The organism is Bacillus pumilus (genome assembly GCF_024498355.1).
Classification (GTDB): Bacteria; Bacillota; Bacilli; order Bacillales; family Bacillaceae; genus Bacillus; species Bacillus pumilus_P.
On record NZ_CP101833.1, the window covers coordinates 2,281,213 to 2,298,435 of the forward strand.

27 protein-coding genes are annotated in these 17,223 nt (G+C 40.7%); 5 read left to right on the top strand and 22 right to left on the bottom strand.

Going from position 1 to position 17,223, the window contains the following annotated elements; genetic code table 11:
• Positions 1-52: 52 nt before the first annotated feature.
• Both NPA43_RS11590 and NPA43_RS11595 read right to left on the bottom strand, forming a co-directional pair.
• Positions 53-334: a ComEA family DNA-binding protein gene (locus NPA43_RS11590; protein ID WP_256498828.1), complete on the bottom strand. Its 282-nt coding sequence runs from the start codon at positions 332-334 to the stop codon at positions 53-55.
• An 82-nt stretch (positions 335-416) separates the two neighbouring features.
• Positions 417-683: a hypothetical protein gene (locus tag NPA43_RS11595; protein ID WP_256498829.1), complete on the bottom strand. Its 267-nt coding sequence runs from the start codon at positions 681-683 to the stop codon at positions 417-419.
• Positions 684-773: 90 nt separating this feature from the next.
• Between NPA43_RS11595 and comER the strand changes: the two genes are divergently transcribed.
• Positions 774-1,622, top strand: a complete 849-nt coding sequence (gene comER, locus NPA43_RS11600; RefSeq protein ID WP_230030414.1) for a late competence protein ComER — start codon at positions 774-776, stop codon at positions 1,620-1,622.
• Positions 1,623-1,670: 48 nt separating this feature from the next.
• On the opposite strand, the gene NPA43_RS11605 is transcribed toward comER, so the two are convergent.
• The 8 genes from NPA43_RS11605 to NPA43_RS11640 are packed head-to-tail and all read right to left on the bottom strand — an operon-like array spanning position 1,671 to position 6,689.
• Positions 1,671-2,414: a class I SAM-dependent DNA methyltransferase gene (locus NPA43_RS11605; protein WP_256498830.1), complete on the bottom strand. Its 744-nt coding sequence runs from the start codon at positions 2,412-2,414 to the stop codon at positions 1,671-1,673.
• Positions 2,411-2,767, bottom strand: a complete 357-nt coding sequence (rsfS, locus tag NPA43_RS11610; RefSeq protein ID WP_034319428.1) for a ribosome silencing factor — start codon at positions 2,765-2,767, stop codon at positions 2,411-2,413. Before rsfS ends, NPA43_RS11605 begins: the two co-directional genes overlap by 4 nt.
• A gap of 13 nt (positions 2,768-2,780) precedes the next feature.
• Positions 2,781-3,344, bottom strand: coding sequence for a bis(5'-nucleosyl)-tetraphosphatase (symmetrical) YqeK (gene yqeK, locus NPA43_RS11615; RefSeq protein ID WP_099726581.1), 564 nt, complete (start codon positions 3,342-3,344; stop codon positions 2,781-2,783).
• Positions 3,334-3,903: a nicotinate-nucleotide adenylyltransferase gene (locus NPA43_RS11620; RefSeq protein WP_256498831.1), complete on the bottom strand. Its 570-nt coding sequence runs from the start codon at positions 3,901-3,903 to the stop codon at positions 3,334-3,336. The genes yqeK and NPA43_RS11620 overlap by 11 nt, the downstream gene beginning before the upstream one ends.
• 13 nt (positions 3,904-3,916) lie before the next feature.
• Complete coding sequence (yhbY, locus tag NPA43_RS11625; protein ID WP_008342507.1) at positions 3,917-4,207, bottom strand: ribosome assembly RNA-binding protein YhbY; 291 nt, start codon at positions 4,205-4,207, stop codon at positions 3,917-3,919.
• Positions 4,201-5,043 carry a shikimate dehydrogenase gene (gene aroE, locus NPA43_RS11630; RefSeq protein ID WP_230030417.1) on the bottom strand — a complete coding sequence of 281 codons (843 nt, stop codon included), beginning with the start codon at positions 5,041-5,043 and terminating at the stop codon, positions 4,201-4,203. The genes yhbY and aroE overlap by 7 nt, the downstream gene beginning before the upstream one ends.
• A gap of 21 nt (positions 5,044-5,064) precedes the next feature.
• Positions 5,065-6,165 (bottom strand): ribosome biogenesis GTPase YqeH, encoded by a 1,101-nt coding sequence (gene yqeH, locus NPA43_RS11635; protein ID WP_099726578.1) that lies wholly within the window; start codon positions 6,163-6,165, stop codon positions 5,065-5,067.
• 2 nt (positions 6,166-6,167) lie between these two features.
• Positions 6,168-6,689: a YqeG family HAD IIIA-type phosphatase gene (locus NPA43_RS11640; RefSeq protein WP_008356191.1), complete on the bottom strand. Its 522-nt coding sequence runs from the start codon at positions 6,687-6,689 to the stop codon at positions 6,168-6,170.
• A gap of 362 nt (positions 6,690-7,051) precedes the next feature.
• On the opposite strand from NPA43_RS11640, the gene NPA43_RS11645 reads away from it, so the two are divergent.
• A complete protein-coding gene (locus tag NPA43_RS11645) occupies positions 7,052-7,192 on the top strand; it encodes a sporulation histidine kinase inhibitor Sda (RefSeq protein ID WP_003217327.1) in 141 nt (46 codons plus the stop codon).
• Positions 7,193-7,327: 135 nt separating this feature from the next.
• On the opposite strand, the gene NPA43_RS11650 is transcribed toward NPA43_RS11645, so the two are convergent.
• The 4 genes from NPA43_RS11650 to NPA43_RS11665 form a co-directional block, all read right to left on the bottom strand.
• A complete protein-coding gene (locus NPA43_RS11650) occupies positions 7,328-7,477 on the bottom strand; it encodes a hypothetical protein (RefSeq protein ID WP_180275482.1) in 150 nt (49 codons plus the stop codon).
• Positions 7,478-7,555: 78 nt separating this feature from the next.
• Positions 7,556-8,284: an SGNH/GDSL hydrolase family protein gene (locus NPA43_RS11655; RefSeq protein WP_230030418.1), complete on the bottom strand. Its 729-nt coding sequence runs from the start codon at positions 8,282-8,284 to the stop codon at positions 7,556-7,558.
• Between the two features lie 84 nt (positions 8,285-8,368).
• Positions 8,369-9,109, bottom strand: coding sequence for a polysaccharide deacetylase family protein (locus NPA43_RS11660; protein ID WP_230030419.1), 741 nt, complete (start codon positions 9,107-9,109; stop codon positions 8,369-8,371).
• 178 nt (positions 9,110-9,287) lie between these two features.
• Complete coding sequence (locus NPA43_RS11665) at positions 9,288-10,409, bottom strand: response regulator aspartate phosphatase (protein ID WP_230030420.1); 1,122 nt, start codon at positions 10,407-10,409, stop codon at positions 9,288-9,290.
• Positions 10,410-10,643: 234 nt separating this feature from the next.
• Between NPA43_RS11665 and sigK the strand changes: the two genes are divergently transcribed.
• On the top strand, positions 10,644-11,369 hold the full coding sequence (gene sigK, locus NPA43_RS11670; protein WP_256498832.1) for an RNA polymerase sporulation sigma factor SigK: 726 nt from the start codon (positions 10,644-10,646) through the stop codon (positions 11,367-11,369).
• Positions 11,370-11,586: 217 nt separating this feature from the next.
• Here sigK and NPA43_RS11675 read toward each other — a convergent pair whose 3' ends face one another.
• From NPA43_RS11675 to NPA43_RS11710, 8 genes are all read right to left on the bottom strand, one after another.
• Complete coding sequence (locus NPA43_RS11675; RefSeq protein WP_180275481.1) at positions 11,587-11,859, bottom strand: DUF3986 family protein; 273 nt, start codon at positions 11,857-11,859, stop codon at positions 11,587-11,589.
• Between the two features lie 39 nt (positions 11,860-11,898).
• Positions 11,899-12,255, bottom strand: coding sequence for an Imm1 family immunity protein (locus tag NPA43_RS11680; protein ID WP_256498833.1), 357 nt, complete (start codon positions 12,253-12,255; stop codon positions 11,899-11,901).
• A gap of 84 nt (positions 12,256-12,339) precedes the next feature.
• Positions 12,340-12,765, bottom strand: a complete 426-nt coding sequence (locus NPA43_RS11685) for an NUDIX hydrolase (RefSeq protein WP_256498834.1) — start codon at positions 12,763-12,765, stop codon at positions 12,340-12,342.
• A 387-nt stretch (positions 12,766-13,152) separates the two neighbouring features.
• Positions 13,153-13,344: a hypothetical protein gene (locus NPA43_RS11690; RefSeq protein WP_256498835.1), complete on the bottom strand. Its 192-nt coding sequence runs from the start codon at positions 13,342-13,344 to the stop codon at positions 13,153-13,155.
• A 93-nt stretch (positions 13,345-13,437) separates the two neighbouring features.
• The gene (locus NPA43_RS11695; protein ID WP_256498836.1) at positions 13,438-14,850 is read right to left on the bottom strand and encodes a polysaccharide deacetylase family protein; all 1,413 of its coding nucleotides are present in this window, start codon (positions 14,848-14,850) and stop codon (positions 13,438-13,440) included.
• 158 nt (positions 14,851-15,008) lie between these two features.
• The gene (locus NPA43_RS11700; RefSeq protein WP_256499679.1) at positions 15,009-15,548 is read right to left on the bottom strand and encodes a delta-aminolevulinic acid dehydratase; all 540 of its coding nucleotides are present in this window, start codon (positions 15,546-15,548) and stop codon (positions 15,009-15,011) included.
• Positions 15,549-15,701: 153 nt separating this feature from the next.
• The gene (locus tag NPA43_RS19255) at positions 15,702-15,794 is read right to left on the bottom strand and encodes a GNAT family N-acetyltransferase (RefSeq protein WP_249705038.1); all 93 of its coding nucleotides are present in this window, start codon (positions 15,792-15,794) and stop codon (positions 15,702-15,704) included.
• A 376-nt stretch (positions 15,795-16,170) separates the two neighbouring features.
• A complete protein-coding gene (locus NPA43_RS11710) occupies positions 16,171-16,464 on the bottom strand; it encodes a spore coat protein (RefSeq protein ID WP_099727703.1) in 294 nt (97 codons plus the stop codon).
• Positions 16,465-16,641: 177 nt separating this feature from the next.
• Between NPA43_RS11710 and NPA43_RS11715 the strand changes: the two genes are divergently transcribed.
• Positions 16,642-16,956 (top strand): hypothetical protein, encoded by a 315-nt coding sequence (locus NPA43_RS11715; RefSeq protein ID WP_099727704.1) that lies wholly within the window; start codon positions 16,642-16,644, stop codon positions 16,954-16,956.
• Between the two features lie 35 nt (positions 16,957-16,991).
• Entirely contained in the window at positions 16,992-17,204 is a 213-nt protein-coding gene (locus NPA43_RS11720) for a hypothetical protein (RefSeq protein ID WP_099727705.1), read from the top strand.
• Positions 17,205-17,223: the final 19 nt, after the last annotated feature.

The window sequence follows — 17,223 nt, forward strand, 5'->3', positions numbered from 1 at the left end:
CAGAATGATGGTTGGTATTAAGTGTACATGCCTTTCTTCTATACCGTCAATTCTACTTCACGGTCAATTGACTTTTCAGCCGTTCGACTGTCTTCTCCCCAAAACCCGAAATGTTCCGCAAATCTTCAATTTGTTCAAATTCTCCATGTTCCTCTCTATAGGCAATGATGGCTTCTGCTTTGGCTGGTCCGATTCCGTTAATTGTTTGCAATTCCGCTGTATCAGCTTGATTGACATTGACACCTTGACTCTTTTCAATCCCCGATGACATGTCAGTTGCTGATGTTTGCGTCTGCGTCTCCGCTTCTCCCTGCTTCCGAACATAAATCATCATACTATCCTCTAATTTTGCCGCTTGATTGATTTCATACGTATCCGCTTTACTTGTAAAACCTCCTGCTCTTTTAATCGCTCCCTCAACCCGGTCCTCTGATCGAAACGTATATACCCCCTGGCTTCCTTACAGCTCCTTTGACCTCTACAACAATGGGTGGTGGTTTACTTTTTGCACTCTCTTGTTTTTCTTCCAATGCGACTGGGCTTTCTTTATTTTCCTTCAATACACTTGGCTCTGCGCTGTTTTCCCCTTTTCCTGCTAAAAAGAAGAAACTGATGGTGATCAAGATCATGATCCCGGTAGCGATATAAAGACTGTATTTTTTCAATAGAATGAGTCGCTTCACGTGCTCACGCTTCTTTCAATCATATTTTTCTATTGCTCAACATACTGTTTAGAAGATAACAGATCCTATGCGTCTAAGGAGGGAGAACGTTTGAATATAGGGATAATCGGTACAGGAAACATGGGTACCATACTTACTGAGGCATTTATTGAATCAAAGGCAGTCAATCCCTCATCCATCACCATCACAAACCGGACCATTGAAAAAGCGTTCAATATAAAAAAGAACCATCCAGAGCTTGAAGTAACGAAACAGCTTTCAGGAGCTGTAACAGATAAAGATTTCATCTTTGTTTGTGTGAAACCACTTGATATTTATCCACTATTAAAAGAGCTCAGCTCTCTTTTAACAGAGCAGCAAACGATTGTCATCATTACAAGTCCGGTTCATCCTGAACAGCTTCAGGATATCGTTCCTTGTCAAACAGCTAGACTGATCCCAAGCATCACAAACCGCGCTTTATCAGGTGCGTCACTTTTAACTTTCGGTTCATCATGCAATGTCGCGACGAAAACAGCGTTAAGACAGTTAGCTTCCCGCATTTCAACACCAATTGAGATCCATCATTCGATTACAAGAGCGGCCTCAGATATTGTCAGCTGCGGACCTGCTTTTATTAGCTTTCTCGTTCAGAAAATGATTGAAGCAGCTGTCGAAGAAACCGATATTTCAAAAGAAGAAGCCACCACCTTATCAGAAGATATGCTTGTAGGACTTGGCCGTTTGATTGAAAAAAGAGTCTATACCCTTCCGACACTGCAAGACAAAGTGTGTGTGAAAGGCGGCGTCACTGGTGAGGGTATTAAAGCTCTTGAAGCAGGTGTGCAAGATATGTTTCACCGTCTTTTTCAAAACACCCATAAAAAGTTCGATGAAGATCTTGAAGCGGTTGCACATCAATACCCGCCAAGTGTGTTTACTGATGATCGCAGAAATTAATGAACTTTGCAATAAGCGAAAAAAGGGGTTTAAAAAACCATCGTCCTATTAAACGATGGTTTTTGGTTTCTTGGCTGAGATAAAATATCTTTCGGCCAATTCCTGAGGTGCTTTATTTGTAAAATCAGCCGTCACTTCAATATTTTCGAAGCCAGCGGACTCAAGGAACGCTGCGTATGTCTCAAATGGAAATGTACGCTGTTCATGTGTCTCATCATAACGCTGATACACGTCTCCATCCTTTACAAAAAAGCTTAAATCATGAATGACCGAATACATGTCATCCCCTTTATCGCTCTGCCAAATATAGCTGATCTCTTCATCTTGATCTGCATAAGTAGAACCAGGGAATACCTCTTCCATTTTATAAGGGGTATGAACATCAAAGAGTAAAACCCCATCTGCCTCTAAAAGCTGAAACATGTTTTTAAAGGTTTTTTTGACGTCATTTTCGTTTTTTAAGTAGTTCAGGGAATCACAGCAGATAACGGCTGCTTGAAAGGCTTGTTCAAAGCCAGTAATCTCTCTCATATCTTGATGTAAAAATTGAACGGACTGCTTGTGAGCCTGCGCTTTTTGCTGCGCGAAGGCCAGCATCTCTTCACTTAGGTCAATTCCTGTGACGATGTGACCTTTTTCAGCTAACCGAAGAGAAATCTCCCCAGTTCCACAGCCTACATCGATGATTGCGGCATTTGACTGGATATACTGCTGTATCCACTGAACCCATTCATCATAAGGTGCATGTGCCATGAGCTCGTCATACACACCTGCAAACCCTTGATAAATCATGAGTTAATGCCAAGTGAAAGCGTTTCTCTCGGCGCATCTCCCCATAACTTCTCTAGGTTATAGTATCCTCTTTCTTCTTTATGGAACACATGAGCAATAACATCTCCTAGATCAATCAATACCCATCTTGCTTCATCAAAGCCTTCCATCTTCTTCACTTCAATTCCACTTTCCTCTGCAAGATGTTTCACTTCTCTTGCGATGGCCTGCACCTGTTTGTCAGAATTCCCGTGACAAATGAGAAAATAATCTGCAACAAGTGAGACTCCTTGCATATTCAGGGCAATAATATCCTCAGCCCGTTTATCATCGCATGCTCCTGCTGCGATGTTTAAAATTGATGATGCATCCATCCAAAATTCCTCCTTATTTGTTCTTATGCACAAGCGAGTTGTAAGTAGCAAGTGTATCTGGAAAGACTGGCTGATTCTTTTTCATTAAAAAAATGATTGTGTTTTTTAACGATTGAATCAATGCACCATCCAAATCATGCTCTGCTAACTCTCTTACTTCTTCTACACCAGGAAAATGACGGCCTGGTTCTATATAGTCAGCGACATAAATGACTTTTTCAAGTAACGTCATATCTGGTCTGCCAGATGTATGGAATTCGATCGCTGTTAAAATGGATTGGTCGTCAATTCCGGCTTCCTTTTTGACCAAATATGCACCGACTGGGGCATGCCAAAGCTCGGGCGAATATTCAAGCAATAGAGGATTCATCTGTTCTTTTTGAATGATGCCCTCCATCTCTTCCTTTGGTCTAAATTTGGCATAATCATGAAAAATAGCGGCGATCTCCGCTTTTCTCACATCTGCACCAAACCGTTCCGCTAATGAAATGGCTGTATCCAAAACCCCAAGTGTATGTGTATATCTATGCTCTGTTAACTGCTCTTTGACACAATTCAATGCTTTTTCACGATTCATATAAATGATGCTCCTTTATATAACGCTCAACAGCTTTCGGAATCAAATAATCTACAGGTTCTCCCTGCTTTATTCGCTGCCTAATCAATGTCGATGATACATCAAAAGCTGGAACATCTGCAAATAAAAGAGGATATGTCGTGTTTCCTTCATAACCTCGTCTTTTCATCCCAATAAAGGTAATCATCTGAAGCAAATCATCAATCCGGTGCCATTTTGGCAAATAATCCACCATGTCCGCTCCAATCATAAAAAAGAACTCATTTTCAGGATGGCGCTTCTTTAACAGCTCCACCGTATCTACTGTATAAGATGGGCCTTCTCGCTCCATTTCAATGAGCTCCAGCTGAAAATGCGGATTAGACTGAATCGCTGTTTCCACCATTTTCACGCGGTGATGACTATCTGCTCGTTTTCGGCCTGTTTTATGAGGAGGCTTGTGATTTGGGATAAACCAAATTTCATCAAGCCCCACTTGAAAGCGTACCTCATTCGCCATCAGCAAATGCCCAATATGCGGGGGATCAAACGTACCGCCGAACAACCCTATTTTTTTCATATCGCATCCACCTTTACGGCAGCTTAATTTGTTTATTTTCCTTAGATTCTTTATAAAGGACAATCACATTTCCGATCGTTTGAACGAGTTCAGCTTTTGCACCCTTTACAAGTGCTTTAGCGACCTCAGTTTTGTCCTCGTCGCAGTTTTGCAATACGCTGACTTTTAAAAGTTCTCTTGCTTCAAGCGCCTCGGAAATTTGCTTGACCATATTGTCATTTACCCCGCCTTTTCCAACTTGAAAAATAGGTGATAAATGATGTGCTTGTGCACGTAAAAAACGTTTTTGCTTACCTTTTAACATGGTGTTCCTCCTAATTTCTCTATCACAATTGACTTCATTTTTCTGGCGTCAGGCGTGACGCCTGTCCACAGTTCAAAGGCTCTTGCCGCTTGACCAACAAACATGCCAACACCATCTACTGTTTTCAAGCCTAACCCGGCTGCTTCACTCAGCAGTTTTGTTTCTATTGGATTATACACAATATCACAAACGACCGCTGTTTTTTTTGCGTTTGTTAAAGAAATCGGGGTTTCTTCAACATTCGGATACATGCCGATCGAGGTTGTATGGATGATGACATCATAATCTCCAAGCTGGTCTTCTGCTGTATTTAATGCGATTGCATTTGATGTCACTTTTCCATCCGCACTTTGAATTAAAGCCTCCGCTTTTTCAATGGTACGGTTGGTGATATCAAAGCTTTTCGGTGCATACTCAGCAATTGTCGTATAAATTGCTCTTGCCGCTCCGCCAGCACCAATCATGAGAAATGACAGCTCTGATAACGGCTGATCCAAGGCTTCAACCAATGAATGAAGGAAGCCCTCTCCATCTGTGTTGTACCCAACGAGCTGACCTTTTTCAAGCCGCACAGTATTGACCGCTCGCAGGCGTTCAGCTGTCACATCAATTTTGTCAAGGTACTGCATGATCTCTACCTTGTGCGGAACAGTGACGTTAAAGCCGCTGATGCCTAAGGCTTTCATGCCTCTAATCGCATCTTTAAGGTCGCCACCTTCTACTTGAAAGCCATGATAATGTCCATCAATCCCAGCATCCTTTAATGCTGCATTATGAATATCCGGAGACATTGAATGGCCAACAGGGTTACCGATTAATCCGTATAAAGGTTTCAAGGTCTCTCCCCCTTTGAACGTTTAAATTAACGAACGTCTCATAAACACATGAACGCCTTTTGGCGCATAGACTTTGATTTGCTTTCCTGCATCATTCGCTGTTACCCATCCTAATCCTGAAAAGACGATATCCATTTTCGGCTGATCAATGGTAAAAGTATGCGGAACGAGCGGAGGAAAATCTTCCATTCCCTCTTTTGATGGCGGTGATAGCAGTTCTCCTGCATGTTTTTCATATAAGTCATCTGCATTCTCTAACTTTGTCCGGTGAATGTTGAGTTCATTTGGCATATAGCAGACAAATGATGTTCTGCCGCCTTTTACATAGTCAAATCGAGCAAGACCGCCAAAATAAAGCGTTTGGGCTTCATTTAATTGGAACGTTCTCGGTTTCAATTCTTTTTTCGGCGTTAAAATCTTCAAGTCATTTTTACTGACATAGTGCGCCATTTGATGGCGATTGATGATGCCCGGCGTATCGAATAAAGCAGACCCGTCATCAAGCGGAATTTCGATTGCATCAAGAGTTGTACCTGGATATTGGGATGTGGTGATGACGTTCTCTTCTCCAGACACTTCTTTGATGATTCGATTGATAAATGTTGACTTCCCAACGTTCGTACAGCCGACGACATAGACATTTCTTCCCTCACGGTAATGGTCGATCGCTTCCATCACCTCAGGCACGCCTTGACCTCTGCTTGCACTGATTAAGAAAACATCGATTGGGTTTAATCCGTTTTCTTTTGCTTCCCGCTTCATCCAATGAACAAGACGGTCTTTTTTCACTGATTTCGGTAAAATATCCACTTTGTTGCCGACAAGTAAAATCGGATTCCCACCGACAATACGGCTTAGCCCGTTGATCCAGCTTCCGTTAAAGTCAAAAATATCAACGACCTTTACAATGAGAGAATCTGTCTCGCCAATGCTATGCAATATATTTAAAAAGTCGTCTTCTGTTAAAGAAACATCTTGTATTTCATTGTAGTTCTTTAACCTAAAACAGCGCTGGCAGATCACATCTTCTTTCAATAGAGATGCTGCCGGCGCATATCCTAATTGATCTTTATCTTCGGTCTGAATGGCTACACCGCAGCCAATACAAACAACCTTTTCCATTATTACTCTTCCTCCCACTGAATGTGGCCCTTACGCTTTAAGGCTCCTAAAATTCTGCGTTCAATCTGCCTGTTAAACTTTGTGAAAAATCCGTCCGACGCTGCAACAGGAACGACCAAAATCGTATGGAAGCCATGCCTGTTCCCGCCAAGCACATCTGTCATGAGCTGATCCCCAATGACGACCACATCTTCTTTTTTCAATTGCATATCAGCGACTGCCTTATTAAAGGCTCTTCCCATAGGCTTTCTCGCTTTATAAATAAACGGGATGTGAACCGGCTCAGAAAAAAGCTTGACCCTTTTTTCATTATTGTTCGATACAATTGTCACTTGTATCCCGTGATCTTTCATCTCTTGAAACCATTCAATTAAACGGGGTGTCGCACTTGGGCGGTCCCATTCTACTAGTGTGTTATCTAAATCGGTAATAATTCCTTTTACATTTCGTTCTTTTAGTTTTTGCGGTGAAATGTGGAAAATACTTTTCACAAATTCATCCGGTAAGAAATACTTCTTTAGCACAATTTGCACCCTTTCTTCCATTGGTTTTTCAGCGATTGTGTCGAATCAAATCATAATTTGTCTGTCTATCGAATACAATGAAAAAGTTTTCGACATATGATGAGGACCTTCAACAGGTGTGGATAATTTTACACACATTATCCACCTATATTTCATCACGCTTTCATTCAATTATAAACACTCTACCCACAAGTTATCCACTTAACCATGTGGATAACAGAACGATTGTTCTTGTTTCCCATTCATGGTAGATTAAAGGTACTTCGAAGACATTCGATCAACCTATGATGATATGTCTTTTCCTCAAGTTTTATGCCAACTTTTTCAGGGGAGGTGTTTTTCCCATCATATGGGTTTCTAGTATGAAAAAGCTGTCAGATGATTTACTTATAGAATCATATTATAAAGCAAATGAAATGAACTTAAATCGCGACTTCATTGAATTAATTGAGACAGAAATGAAAAGACGTTCGCTCGGGCATATGCTCTCTGTTTCCTCTTAATTCCATATCACAGGAACCATGCCTCCCGAGCACTCTCCTTTTTTAAACTCAGGTGACTGATATTATATCACTTGCGCTATAGGCTTACTACTATTTTCCGTAAAAAACACCCCTTCTTATCAAAGAAGAGGTGTCTTATTTGCAAGACTGTTCGTTCCAAAACCATAACCCTCCGCCTACGACCAAAATGACAACAAGGAACACAACAAGAAAAGCGTAACCGATTCCTGCTCCTTGAGCTGGATAAGGCGAACACGCAGGGTAAGGATAAGGACATCCCCACATATCAGTTACCTCCTTATAGGAAGATATACTGTTAGACTATGCTGGTTGGGTGGTCTTGTTTAGGCGAATGGCCATCATTTAAAAATGTTTGATGACTTCACGCTCTTTCATTTCGTTATAAATGATTCTCGCCCCTTTTGGTGTCATATGATTGCCAGAAGGGTCGATTAAACCTGACTGAATCAAAGCGTTGTCACTATCCTCACCAGCTTCTCGGATGAAAGCTTTCCAATTGTCGACAAGTGGAACTTGCTGATTTTTAGCTACTTCTCTTGTGATGTCATTATATGAGTTTTGCCAAGCTCTTGCCCCGCCTCTCTCAGCAAAATAAGATGCCTTATACCGCGAGTAATAATATAAGCCCTTTTTCCCTCCTTCTACGACAGGTACACAGGTCATGAGAATCGGGGTAATCCCTTCTTTTCTACTTTCAGAAATGAAGTAGGATACATTTTCTTTAAATCGTTTTTTTGTGACACGGGGATGTTTCCCGTCTAAAATCGCCGCATCATTCGTACCGAACATGATGAGGACGTAAGTTGGTTTCTGCTTTAAAATATCCTGCTCAAAGCGAAGCTTCGCGTCTTCAGTCGTCTGCCCGCCAATCCCTGCATTCTTCACTTGTATTTGGCCGCGCTCGACGTTTTTCATGAGATTCACCCATTTTTCAGATGCTGGGTAATCTCGAAAGTCCCAGTTTGATCCTCTTGTATTACTGTCGCCGAATGCAATAACGCTTTCCTGCGCTGGTTTTGAGCATCCAGCAGCGACACACAACAGGATGAAAAGGAAAACATATTTCTTCACAACATTCACCTCCAAAAGCCCTCTTCATATAGTAAACGACAAGCCTTTTGGTTTCAATGAATGACTGTTTTTGACAAATGATCCCTATTGAAAATGAACAGGCAGATATGCTCTGTCATGATGCAGCAGTTCGCTTACTTTCACAAATTCATAGCCTTTATCCTTTAATTCAGGAATCACCTGTTTGAGCGCTTCTACCGTTTGCTTCCGATTTCCACCGCCATCATGTAAAAGGATGATATCGCCGCCCTGAATATGATCAATAATACGGCTTGCAATTTTGTGCGAGCCTGGTCTTGACCAGTCCTTCGGATCTTGCGTGAAAGACCACATGACCACATCGTATCCTTGCTTTGAAAGAATGCGGAATGACTTCATCGTCAGCCTGCCACCAGGAGGACGAAATAATAAAGGACCGCCTGGCTGGAGTGAAGCGATATGAGCCGCTGATTCGTTTAGTTCCTGCTTAATTTCCTTTGATGACAAAAGGTCAAAATATGTATGGTTCATCGTATGATTGCCGAGCTCATTTCCCTCGCCCACAATCCGCTTCGCAATCTCCGGATACGAACGAATTCGGCTCCCTACGACAAAAAAGCTGGCATTCACTTCATGCTCCCTCAGCACATCCAAAATTTGATTCGTGTACACCGGATGAGGCCCATCATCAAAGGTTAACGCAATCTTTTTCCGTTCCTCTCTCATATCCCAAAAGGCCCGTCCCGTTTTTTCCAGGTCGACTCTTTTTAATGTTCGTGCCTCTATTTCATTAGGAACAAAAGTGCATAATAACAAGACACATACAAAGACATGCAACCCTTTCATTAGACCGCCTCCACAGAACATCATTATAGATTAAAATGCCCGCTTTCAGATGAATTCATGCAGGGTTCATGATGATGTCTGCGCCTCGCTGACCTCTTTTTCCACATAAAAAAAGCCGGCCATGCAGGCCCGCTTTTTGTTTCACGTTTGGTTTCTCTCTTCAACTGTCGAACGTTGCTTAGAATTCATACAGACACTCTCCTTCTTGGATTTGATTTTGAGCCCATAATAATTTCTGATAATACTGGTTGGACTTCTGGTATTGTTGAGAGGCTTCTAAGGCTGTCGCAATTTCTAATGAGATATCCTCTATATAAGAGTATAGGCTAAGTTTTTCCAAATAATCAATGGTTTTTTGCAGTTGTTCTTCATTGATTCCCTGAACATATAAAGCATCCAGATACTCAAACATATGACAGAACAGCTGGTCTTCATGCTTCTTTGCGGCTAATTTCCCATCTTCTAAAATACGCAGTGCACGCGCCTGTTCGTTTTGTCTAAAAAGAAGCTTCGCCAGCGTATAGAGCGTATGAGGAAGCGTGGGAAGCACCTCTTTGCGGGCAAGATCAGCCGATTCTGTTAAATATCGTTCCGCTTCCTCTAAATAGCCAAGCTCTCCATAACATTTACCTAAATTGTAAAGAGCTGAACTGTATATGCGCGGGTGATCAATTTGAGATGCGAGCTGTTTTGCTTTTTTCAAATGAGGCAGCGCTCGATCTTTACGTTTTAAATCTTGATAATTTCCTGAGATGACAAAGAGGCACTGAATAATGCGGATGGCATACGCATCATGCTGATCGTATATTTCAAGCGCCTTTAAAATATGGTGCATGGAGACATGCGTTTGTTTCATAATATAGTAGGCTTCTGCTACTTTAAAATGAAACTCAGCTTGCTCAATATCATCAAATACCATCGACAGCTGTTTTTCTGCCACTCGATAATATTTGACGGCTTCTAAATATTCTTTTTGACTAAACTCATGCATGCCACGAAAAAATGCATGGTAATAATGCAGCATATCAGATAACTCATGATTGGAATTTTCGATTTTATCGACAAGATTAGATACTGAGAAAGGTTGATATTTTGAAGGGTGTATATAGTCAAGCATGATTTGGTGCCGAAAACACATGAGCTGATAATAAATCAGTAAATGCTGGTCCTCTTCCATACGTTCAATTTCCGCTTCTACTTCTGCTTTCAGGATTTCAGCATCTGGCACACTGAACTGCCGTATCATTCGATACCATTCATTAATTTTCATACCTACATGTGAAGAAAGAACCTTCCCCATGTTCCGAAAAAACCCCTTCCTTTTCGGTCTAATATTACATATTTTAGCACGCTTCTTGACCGCCAAGCACCGCAAAGAAACCGCAAACATATGAGAAGGGCAGCAAAAACAGACGAACAGAAGCCCGTTTTTTTCGAAAAAGATGATTTTTTCATCGTACAGACACAGACAATCCCCCCTTCACATACATTTGAGGATATAGGCAGTGGCCTAAACATGGTGGAGGTGAAAATCGTGGCAGGAGTATTTACAGCGATGGGATTGATGGTCAAAGAATTGGTGTTTTTAGTGTCCTATGTCAAAAACAATGCCTTTCCACAGCCCCTTTCGGGAGATGATGAAAAAAAATACTTAGCCCTCATGGCACAGGGCGATGAACACGCAAGAAACATGCTGATTGAACATAACCTTCGGCTCGTCGCCCATATTGTAAAGAAATTTGAAAATACCGGGGAAGACGCTGAAGACCTCATCTCCATCGGGACGATCGGACTCATTAAAGCCATTGAAAGCTATTCCTCTGGAAAAGGAACAAAGCTGGCAACGTATGCGGCGCGGTGTATCGAGAACGAAATCCTCATGCATTTACGCGCACTCAAAAAAACAAAAAAAGATGTCTCTCTGCATGACCCCATCGGTCAGGATAAAGAAGGTAACGAAATTTCATTAATTGATGTCTTAAAATCTGAAAATGAAGATGTGATTGATACCATTCAGCTCAACATGGAGCTTGAAAAAGTAAAGGAGTATATCGACATTCTCGACGGCCGGGAAAAAGAAGTCATCGTCGGCCGATTCGGCCTTGATTTAAAGAAAGAAAAAACGCAGCGGGAAATAGCGAAAGAGCTTGGGATATCGCGGAGCTATGTGTCCCGGATTGAGAAGCGCGCGCTGATGAAGATGTTTCATGAGTTTTACCGGGCGGAGAAGGAGAAACGGAAGCGGGAGAAGAGGAAGTGATGACAGATTTCAAAATAACTTTTTCCAACTTCTAGTTAAAAACAGACCTTGTTTGGTCTGTTTTTATTTTGTCATTACGATCTTCCCCCCACATTCGTCACCATCCTTTGTTTCATATTTGATAAGAGAAAGAATCTATTAATAAAAAGAAGCAAACATTAAATTTCACTCTAAATAAAAAACATCACCAAGGCTAAGTAATGTTTACATTCTCCATTTATTTCACTATGCTGTTTTCTTTTAAAAAACGCTCGAATAGTTTATGACCTTCATCCTCAATTTGGTCATCTTCAATAGGATACTCCCCTATCAATAGCCCTAAATCATCGTATTTTTCATAGCGCTTTAAAAGCATTATTCCGTAACTTTTATGATCAAAAAATAATAGCCATCTTTCTGATTCTAAACTCTTATAAAACACCCCTTCATAATCAAAACCGTTTTTATAATACCCTACATGTAAATGCATGGTATCGTCTAAATTAAGCATTCTTTTCTCTCTCCTTAATACGCTTCGTCTCAAAAAAGTCTATTTACAGATATGCTGAAAATCAATATTCCTCAACTCTACCCATTCAACAAAATCAGGCATCGTTTTTGTCTTTAGAAAATGTTGAACGATTTGATGGGCTTCATCTCGATTTACATAGCTGCACGATGGCACATACAATGGCGCTCCTGCCACAAAATACTCAATTGTTTCTATATTTTCAACCTTTTTAAAAGGGACCAAAAAATCTGGATATCTCAATATAAAAAAACCATAAGGTTCATTGTAAAAGAAAACAAGACTTTCATATTCCCCTTCTTCTTCAATCTCAATAGAAGATTCGCCATTCCCTTGTTTCCAATAATCTTCACCCTTTTGAAAGAATATACTTTTCATTAATTCTTCTCCCGGAATTCTTCTCCCGGATTTTCTACTGGCGCTCCTCATAAAATCTTTCCTTCGTACCTATTCACCAACAACTTAACCAATTGTTCTATTTCCTTCAAATTCATAAAATGCATGCGTTTGTTGTTTTAATTTTAGCATGCTGAATAGCTTTGGATTTAGCTTTTGAGCAGCTTGAGCGCTTACCCATTTTACTTCTTCAATATCATGATCCGGATCTAGAATGTTCATCTGCCCGCCGATGATTTCAGCAAAGAAGGTCACGATGAGTGCATGATGCATTTTATCTTGAAAGAATGCTTCTCGAATCGAATGAAGTTCATTTATTTTTACTACATACCCTGTCTCTTCTATCACTTCACGGATGACAGCCTGCTGCAAGTGTTCACCTTTTTCCACAGCACCGCCTGGAAGTTCCCAATATCCCTTTACATTCTTGACCATTAATATATTTTCTTTCACGTCATAAATAATAGCTGAAACCACGTCTACTCGTTTCAAATGAATCCCCCTCAATTATTCACCATTCACATCAATTGTCGAATTTATGGAACGAACTGTTCATTTCAATACATTCTCATTATACTGTAACCTTGATACGAAAGCGGCAGCAAAAAAGAATTAGTCAGCCTATTGGAGGCCTTAGCATATGGATCATCATCATTTCACTTATTGTCCTAATAGGATTTACGTGAAATATCGTTTCTCTTTTGAGACAAATCAAAAAGGCGAACGAAAAAAGCATCCAACTGTTAGATCATCAAAAACCAAGAAAATAAATAAACCTCCTTTATCTTAGTAGGAGGTTTGTTTTTAGATTTGAATGGGTCATTGCGTGATTATGATGGAAACAGGAGGTACAACTTTATGACTTTGGGTCTTTTCCTTTCAACGGCTTCTCATCAAACAACATGTATCTGATTCGCTGAATATAATGGAACGAAATATGACCGAGCAGAAAAAGAGCCCAATCATCGCAAGAATATAAATGGGCAGCATCAAACCAGGTACATAGTTTACGATAAAAGCCAAACCAAACGCTGTCAGCATATATAGGCTGATCAACCTCATCAATACCATATGAAGCCCTCCCACACTCACTTTAACATATTTTCCCTTTATTTTCATGATTCACTTTAAAAAAAGATGCGAATCCTAAGATTCGCATCATCATTACATATTCAATTCACCTTTCTTCGCACGCTCTTCCTTCCACTCTTCAAGCTCCGACACTGTCAATAATTGATACCCTTGTTTGGTCAATTCTTTGATAATCGTGACAGCTGCGTTTGCTGAGGTGTCATAGATGTCGTGCATTAAGACGGTTTCTCCGCTAGACGCATGCGCTAGAATGTAGTTGGCGACGTACTGACTGTTTCGATATTTCCAGTCTTCAGGATCTACATCCCAAAGGGTGACTTTCATGTGAACAGCCTCGTTGATTTGCTGATTTGTTCCACCATATGGCGGTCTAAAGTGAGTCGGTGTGAACCCGCCTGCTTTTTCAATGATTTGCTGCGTCTCTTCTACTTGTTTGATGGCTTGTTTTAATGGCAGTCTTGTGAGTAAAGGGTGGTTATAGGAATGATTTCCGATTTCATTTCCACCCTTTCGGATTTCATTCAGCATATCTGGATAATACTGCACCCTGCTCCCTAATACAAAAAATGTCGCATGTCCTTTGTTTTCTTTTAAGGCTGTTAAAATTTTTGAGGTCGTTGATGGATTTGGCCCATCATCAAATGTGAGTGCAATGGCTTTTTGGCTTGGATTGAATGTTGACTGTTTTGGCAGTTTCACGATCTTTCTTTTTGGAATCGGCTCTTTTTTCTCATTTTTGTTCTTTTCTTTATTGATGTATTCAGGCTTTAACATTCCTTTAAGAAGTGTTTTCTTAATCGCTAACACTTGAGGGCCTTGCTTATCTGATGCAATTTGTCCAGCTGGAAAGTAGAATTCGATATAATGATCCTTGATAGCAAAATGCTGATAATGCTTCGCCGCTGGAGACGTTCCTTGTTTGAGCAAATGCTGATTTTCAGCAAGAGAGCGATCTTTTTTTAACTCCTCAAATGTCATATGAGACAGTTTTTGCAGACTTTCTTTTTTTGATAAAAATAGATCATCTATCGATAAAAATTGCTGTTTCTTGAAATCAAAGTTGAACATCTTCGTTTGATGTGCACCTTTTACTCCGCCTTTCAATTCAAATGTATTGAATTTGACCGCAACGGTTTGCTTGGCATAATGAGTGATCTCGTAATCTATGTTTAATTCGTAGCGATTCTCTTCATCGACATCACTTGCTTCGCTAAATGATGTTTTGAACCTGTCCAGCACTGTTTCTGCAAATCTTTTCATCTCTTGATCTAGCTTTTTTTGATGAAACACTGGATGGTTGACAGCATATCGCATGTATCTCCCGTCATTCACGAGGGTGACAATTTCAACTTCTTTATAGCTCGCATCTGGTTCTATTTTCTTCTTCTCTGTCCCGCTTGCCTGCTGGTTATGATAAAACGCAGCGATACCGATGACGATCGCAAGTCCGCATAGGACGAGACTGACCTTCCCTTTAATTGACACAATGATTCTCCTCTCGTGATGCCGCCATGCCTGGATGACGTGTGTTTGTAGGATAGACTTTGCGTCACTCCTTTTTAGTTTGCCAAAAACACAATTGTCACATTTTCGTCACAATTAAGAAAGGATGAAAAAAAGGGCTTGATCTCTCAGCCCTTTGATTATTTTTGCATATATAGTTGAAATAATTTCGTTTCTTCATCAATAGAGCTCGCTCGATCAAAAGCCGCTCTAACCGTCTTCGTGTTGTTCATGAGCTCATACAGCATTGTCAGTACAAAGATAAATGCCGCATCTCCATCAATGTAATCATCAGGGGCTGTATAGGACAATGCACCTGCTTCTAAAAAGGCTTCTGCAAGTTTTTTCTCACCTAGTGTGCAGCCGGTTGATATGACGTGAACCCCTTTTAAGGAAGCATACCGCTTGATTTCATCCGCTCCAAAAGTTGCACCTCTAGGCTCCCCATCTTCGTATACATCTTCCCCTAACTCCGGCATGAGAAACGCTCCTTCGTCCCCGTGAAAAGATAAAAGAAGGTAGTCCGTCTCCCTTCTATTTCTCCCAGATAACACATCAATCAGATCATTGGGTCTGCCTATCCAATGCATATCGACTTTAGCACCAAAGTTCTCAAATGCTGCACGCAGGGCAAAAGATTCTAACTCACTATTTGGTCCTGCTGCTAATGTGATGCACATGGCCTGTTGTTTCACTTTTATCTCCTCCAAACGATGATAAGAATAAAACCATTTTTTCCTCATCTGCATATGTATCATTCATATTTAAAGCTTTTTCTTCTACAGCATACGACTCAAATCCAACGGACCTGTACAGGAGATTGGTTGTCACCACTATGAGTCCTTTCTTTCTCGTGCGAAGGACAGAGCTTTCGTCATCAGGGCCTTGCCTATTCCTTGTCCGCGGCCAGCAACCGTTACATGCATGGCTGTCACATTTGCGCGGTGCTTTCATTTCTGCAAGGTTTCACTGAGCCCGCCAGCTGACCTTGATGAAAGGCGCCAAATGTCTACATAGATTGCGCCGAAGAAAAATGCGCCGTGTATTTGTTCTTTCTATCTATTTTCTCTTCTTCATAGCTCATAGCAAAGCCCTCTGGGTTTAATCGAGTGCTTCTAATCTCAAGGCTGCATATTCTCGAGCATCACCTGATGTTAACAATCGAATATTCAGAAAACCGTCTCCAAAAGAATGATTGATACTTCCAATTTTATCTTAAAAATAACTTTTGATCAAAATTTTACTCATAAAAATAAAAAGGCATCCCATAAAAGGATGCCCCTATTCCTCCTCAACATCACATTACCACTTACAGCGTTTTACCGGACGGCAGCAAGGGTTCTTGATATCCCTGCCGCAATCGTATTCTTCCACAATATACTCGTTTTGAGTAGATTGCGTGACAGGATAGTAGTTTTCAATTCTCTTGATGTTTTTATTGACGTTTGTGATATGCGTTGGATGAATTTTTCTGATGGTTTGTTCATTCGTTGTCGTGTTGACAATTTGACGTGTGGGGAAAACAACCGTTTCATCTCCTCCTTGGTTTCCTCTGCGAGGCCCAAAGAAAAAATCATCTAATCTATTCCGGCTCATCTTAAAACCCCCTTCAAGTTGTCTTTCACTTACACTCTATCGTATGCAAGAGGCGTCTTTCGTGACTAGATGCTTGTCTATTTTTAAAAAATCCACCATCCATCTAGTTTTCTCTTTCTTTACAAAAGGGTAAATTTAACATATCATACAAATGATATCTGTAAAGAAAGGACATCGATGAAAACAAAACATAAGCTCTTTTTGTTCATTACATTACTCGTCATCATCACTCTTCCACTGCTGTCACCTATCATTTTTACAAATGCGACTGAAAAAGGAGCCATCCGGCAGGCTATTTATCAAGAAGGCTATCCTTATCAAAGCTACTTTGCCATTTTGCAAAAAAAGAATCATGTAGATCCTCAGGATGGCCAGCTTTATGATGTGTATTGGCATGCTTGGAAAAGTGAAACAGGGATGACGCCTTCCGTCTGCTATTCAAAAAAGGTAGAAGAAAAAGAATATGAGGTCAGCTGCGGAACTGCGCCATGACCTTTCCACTCATCATGAAATAAGAGGTGAACCATATGATCAATCCGACACAAACCATCGAACGTAACAAGCTAGACATTGCCCTTGAACTCACTCAATTGCATTTGAATCAATATGAAACGAATCATCCTGATCAGCTGAGTGAAATCTATGCGAAATATTATGCGCTGCTTGAAGTTCTGGATTTGTCTTCCTATGATCAATTAATTGATTTACTGCCAGATGATCTTAAAAATACGCTTGAGTAAGAAAACCATCTATCCACGT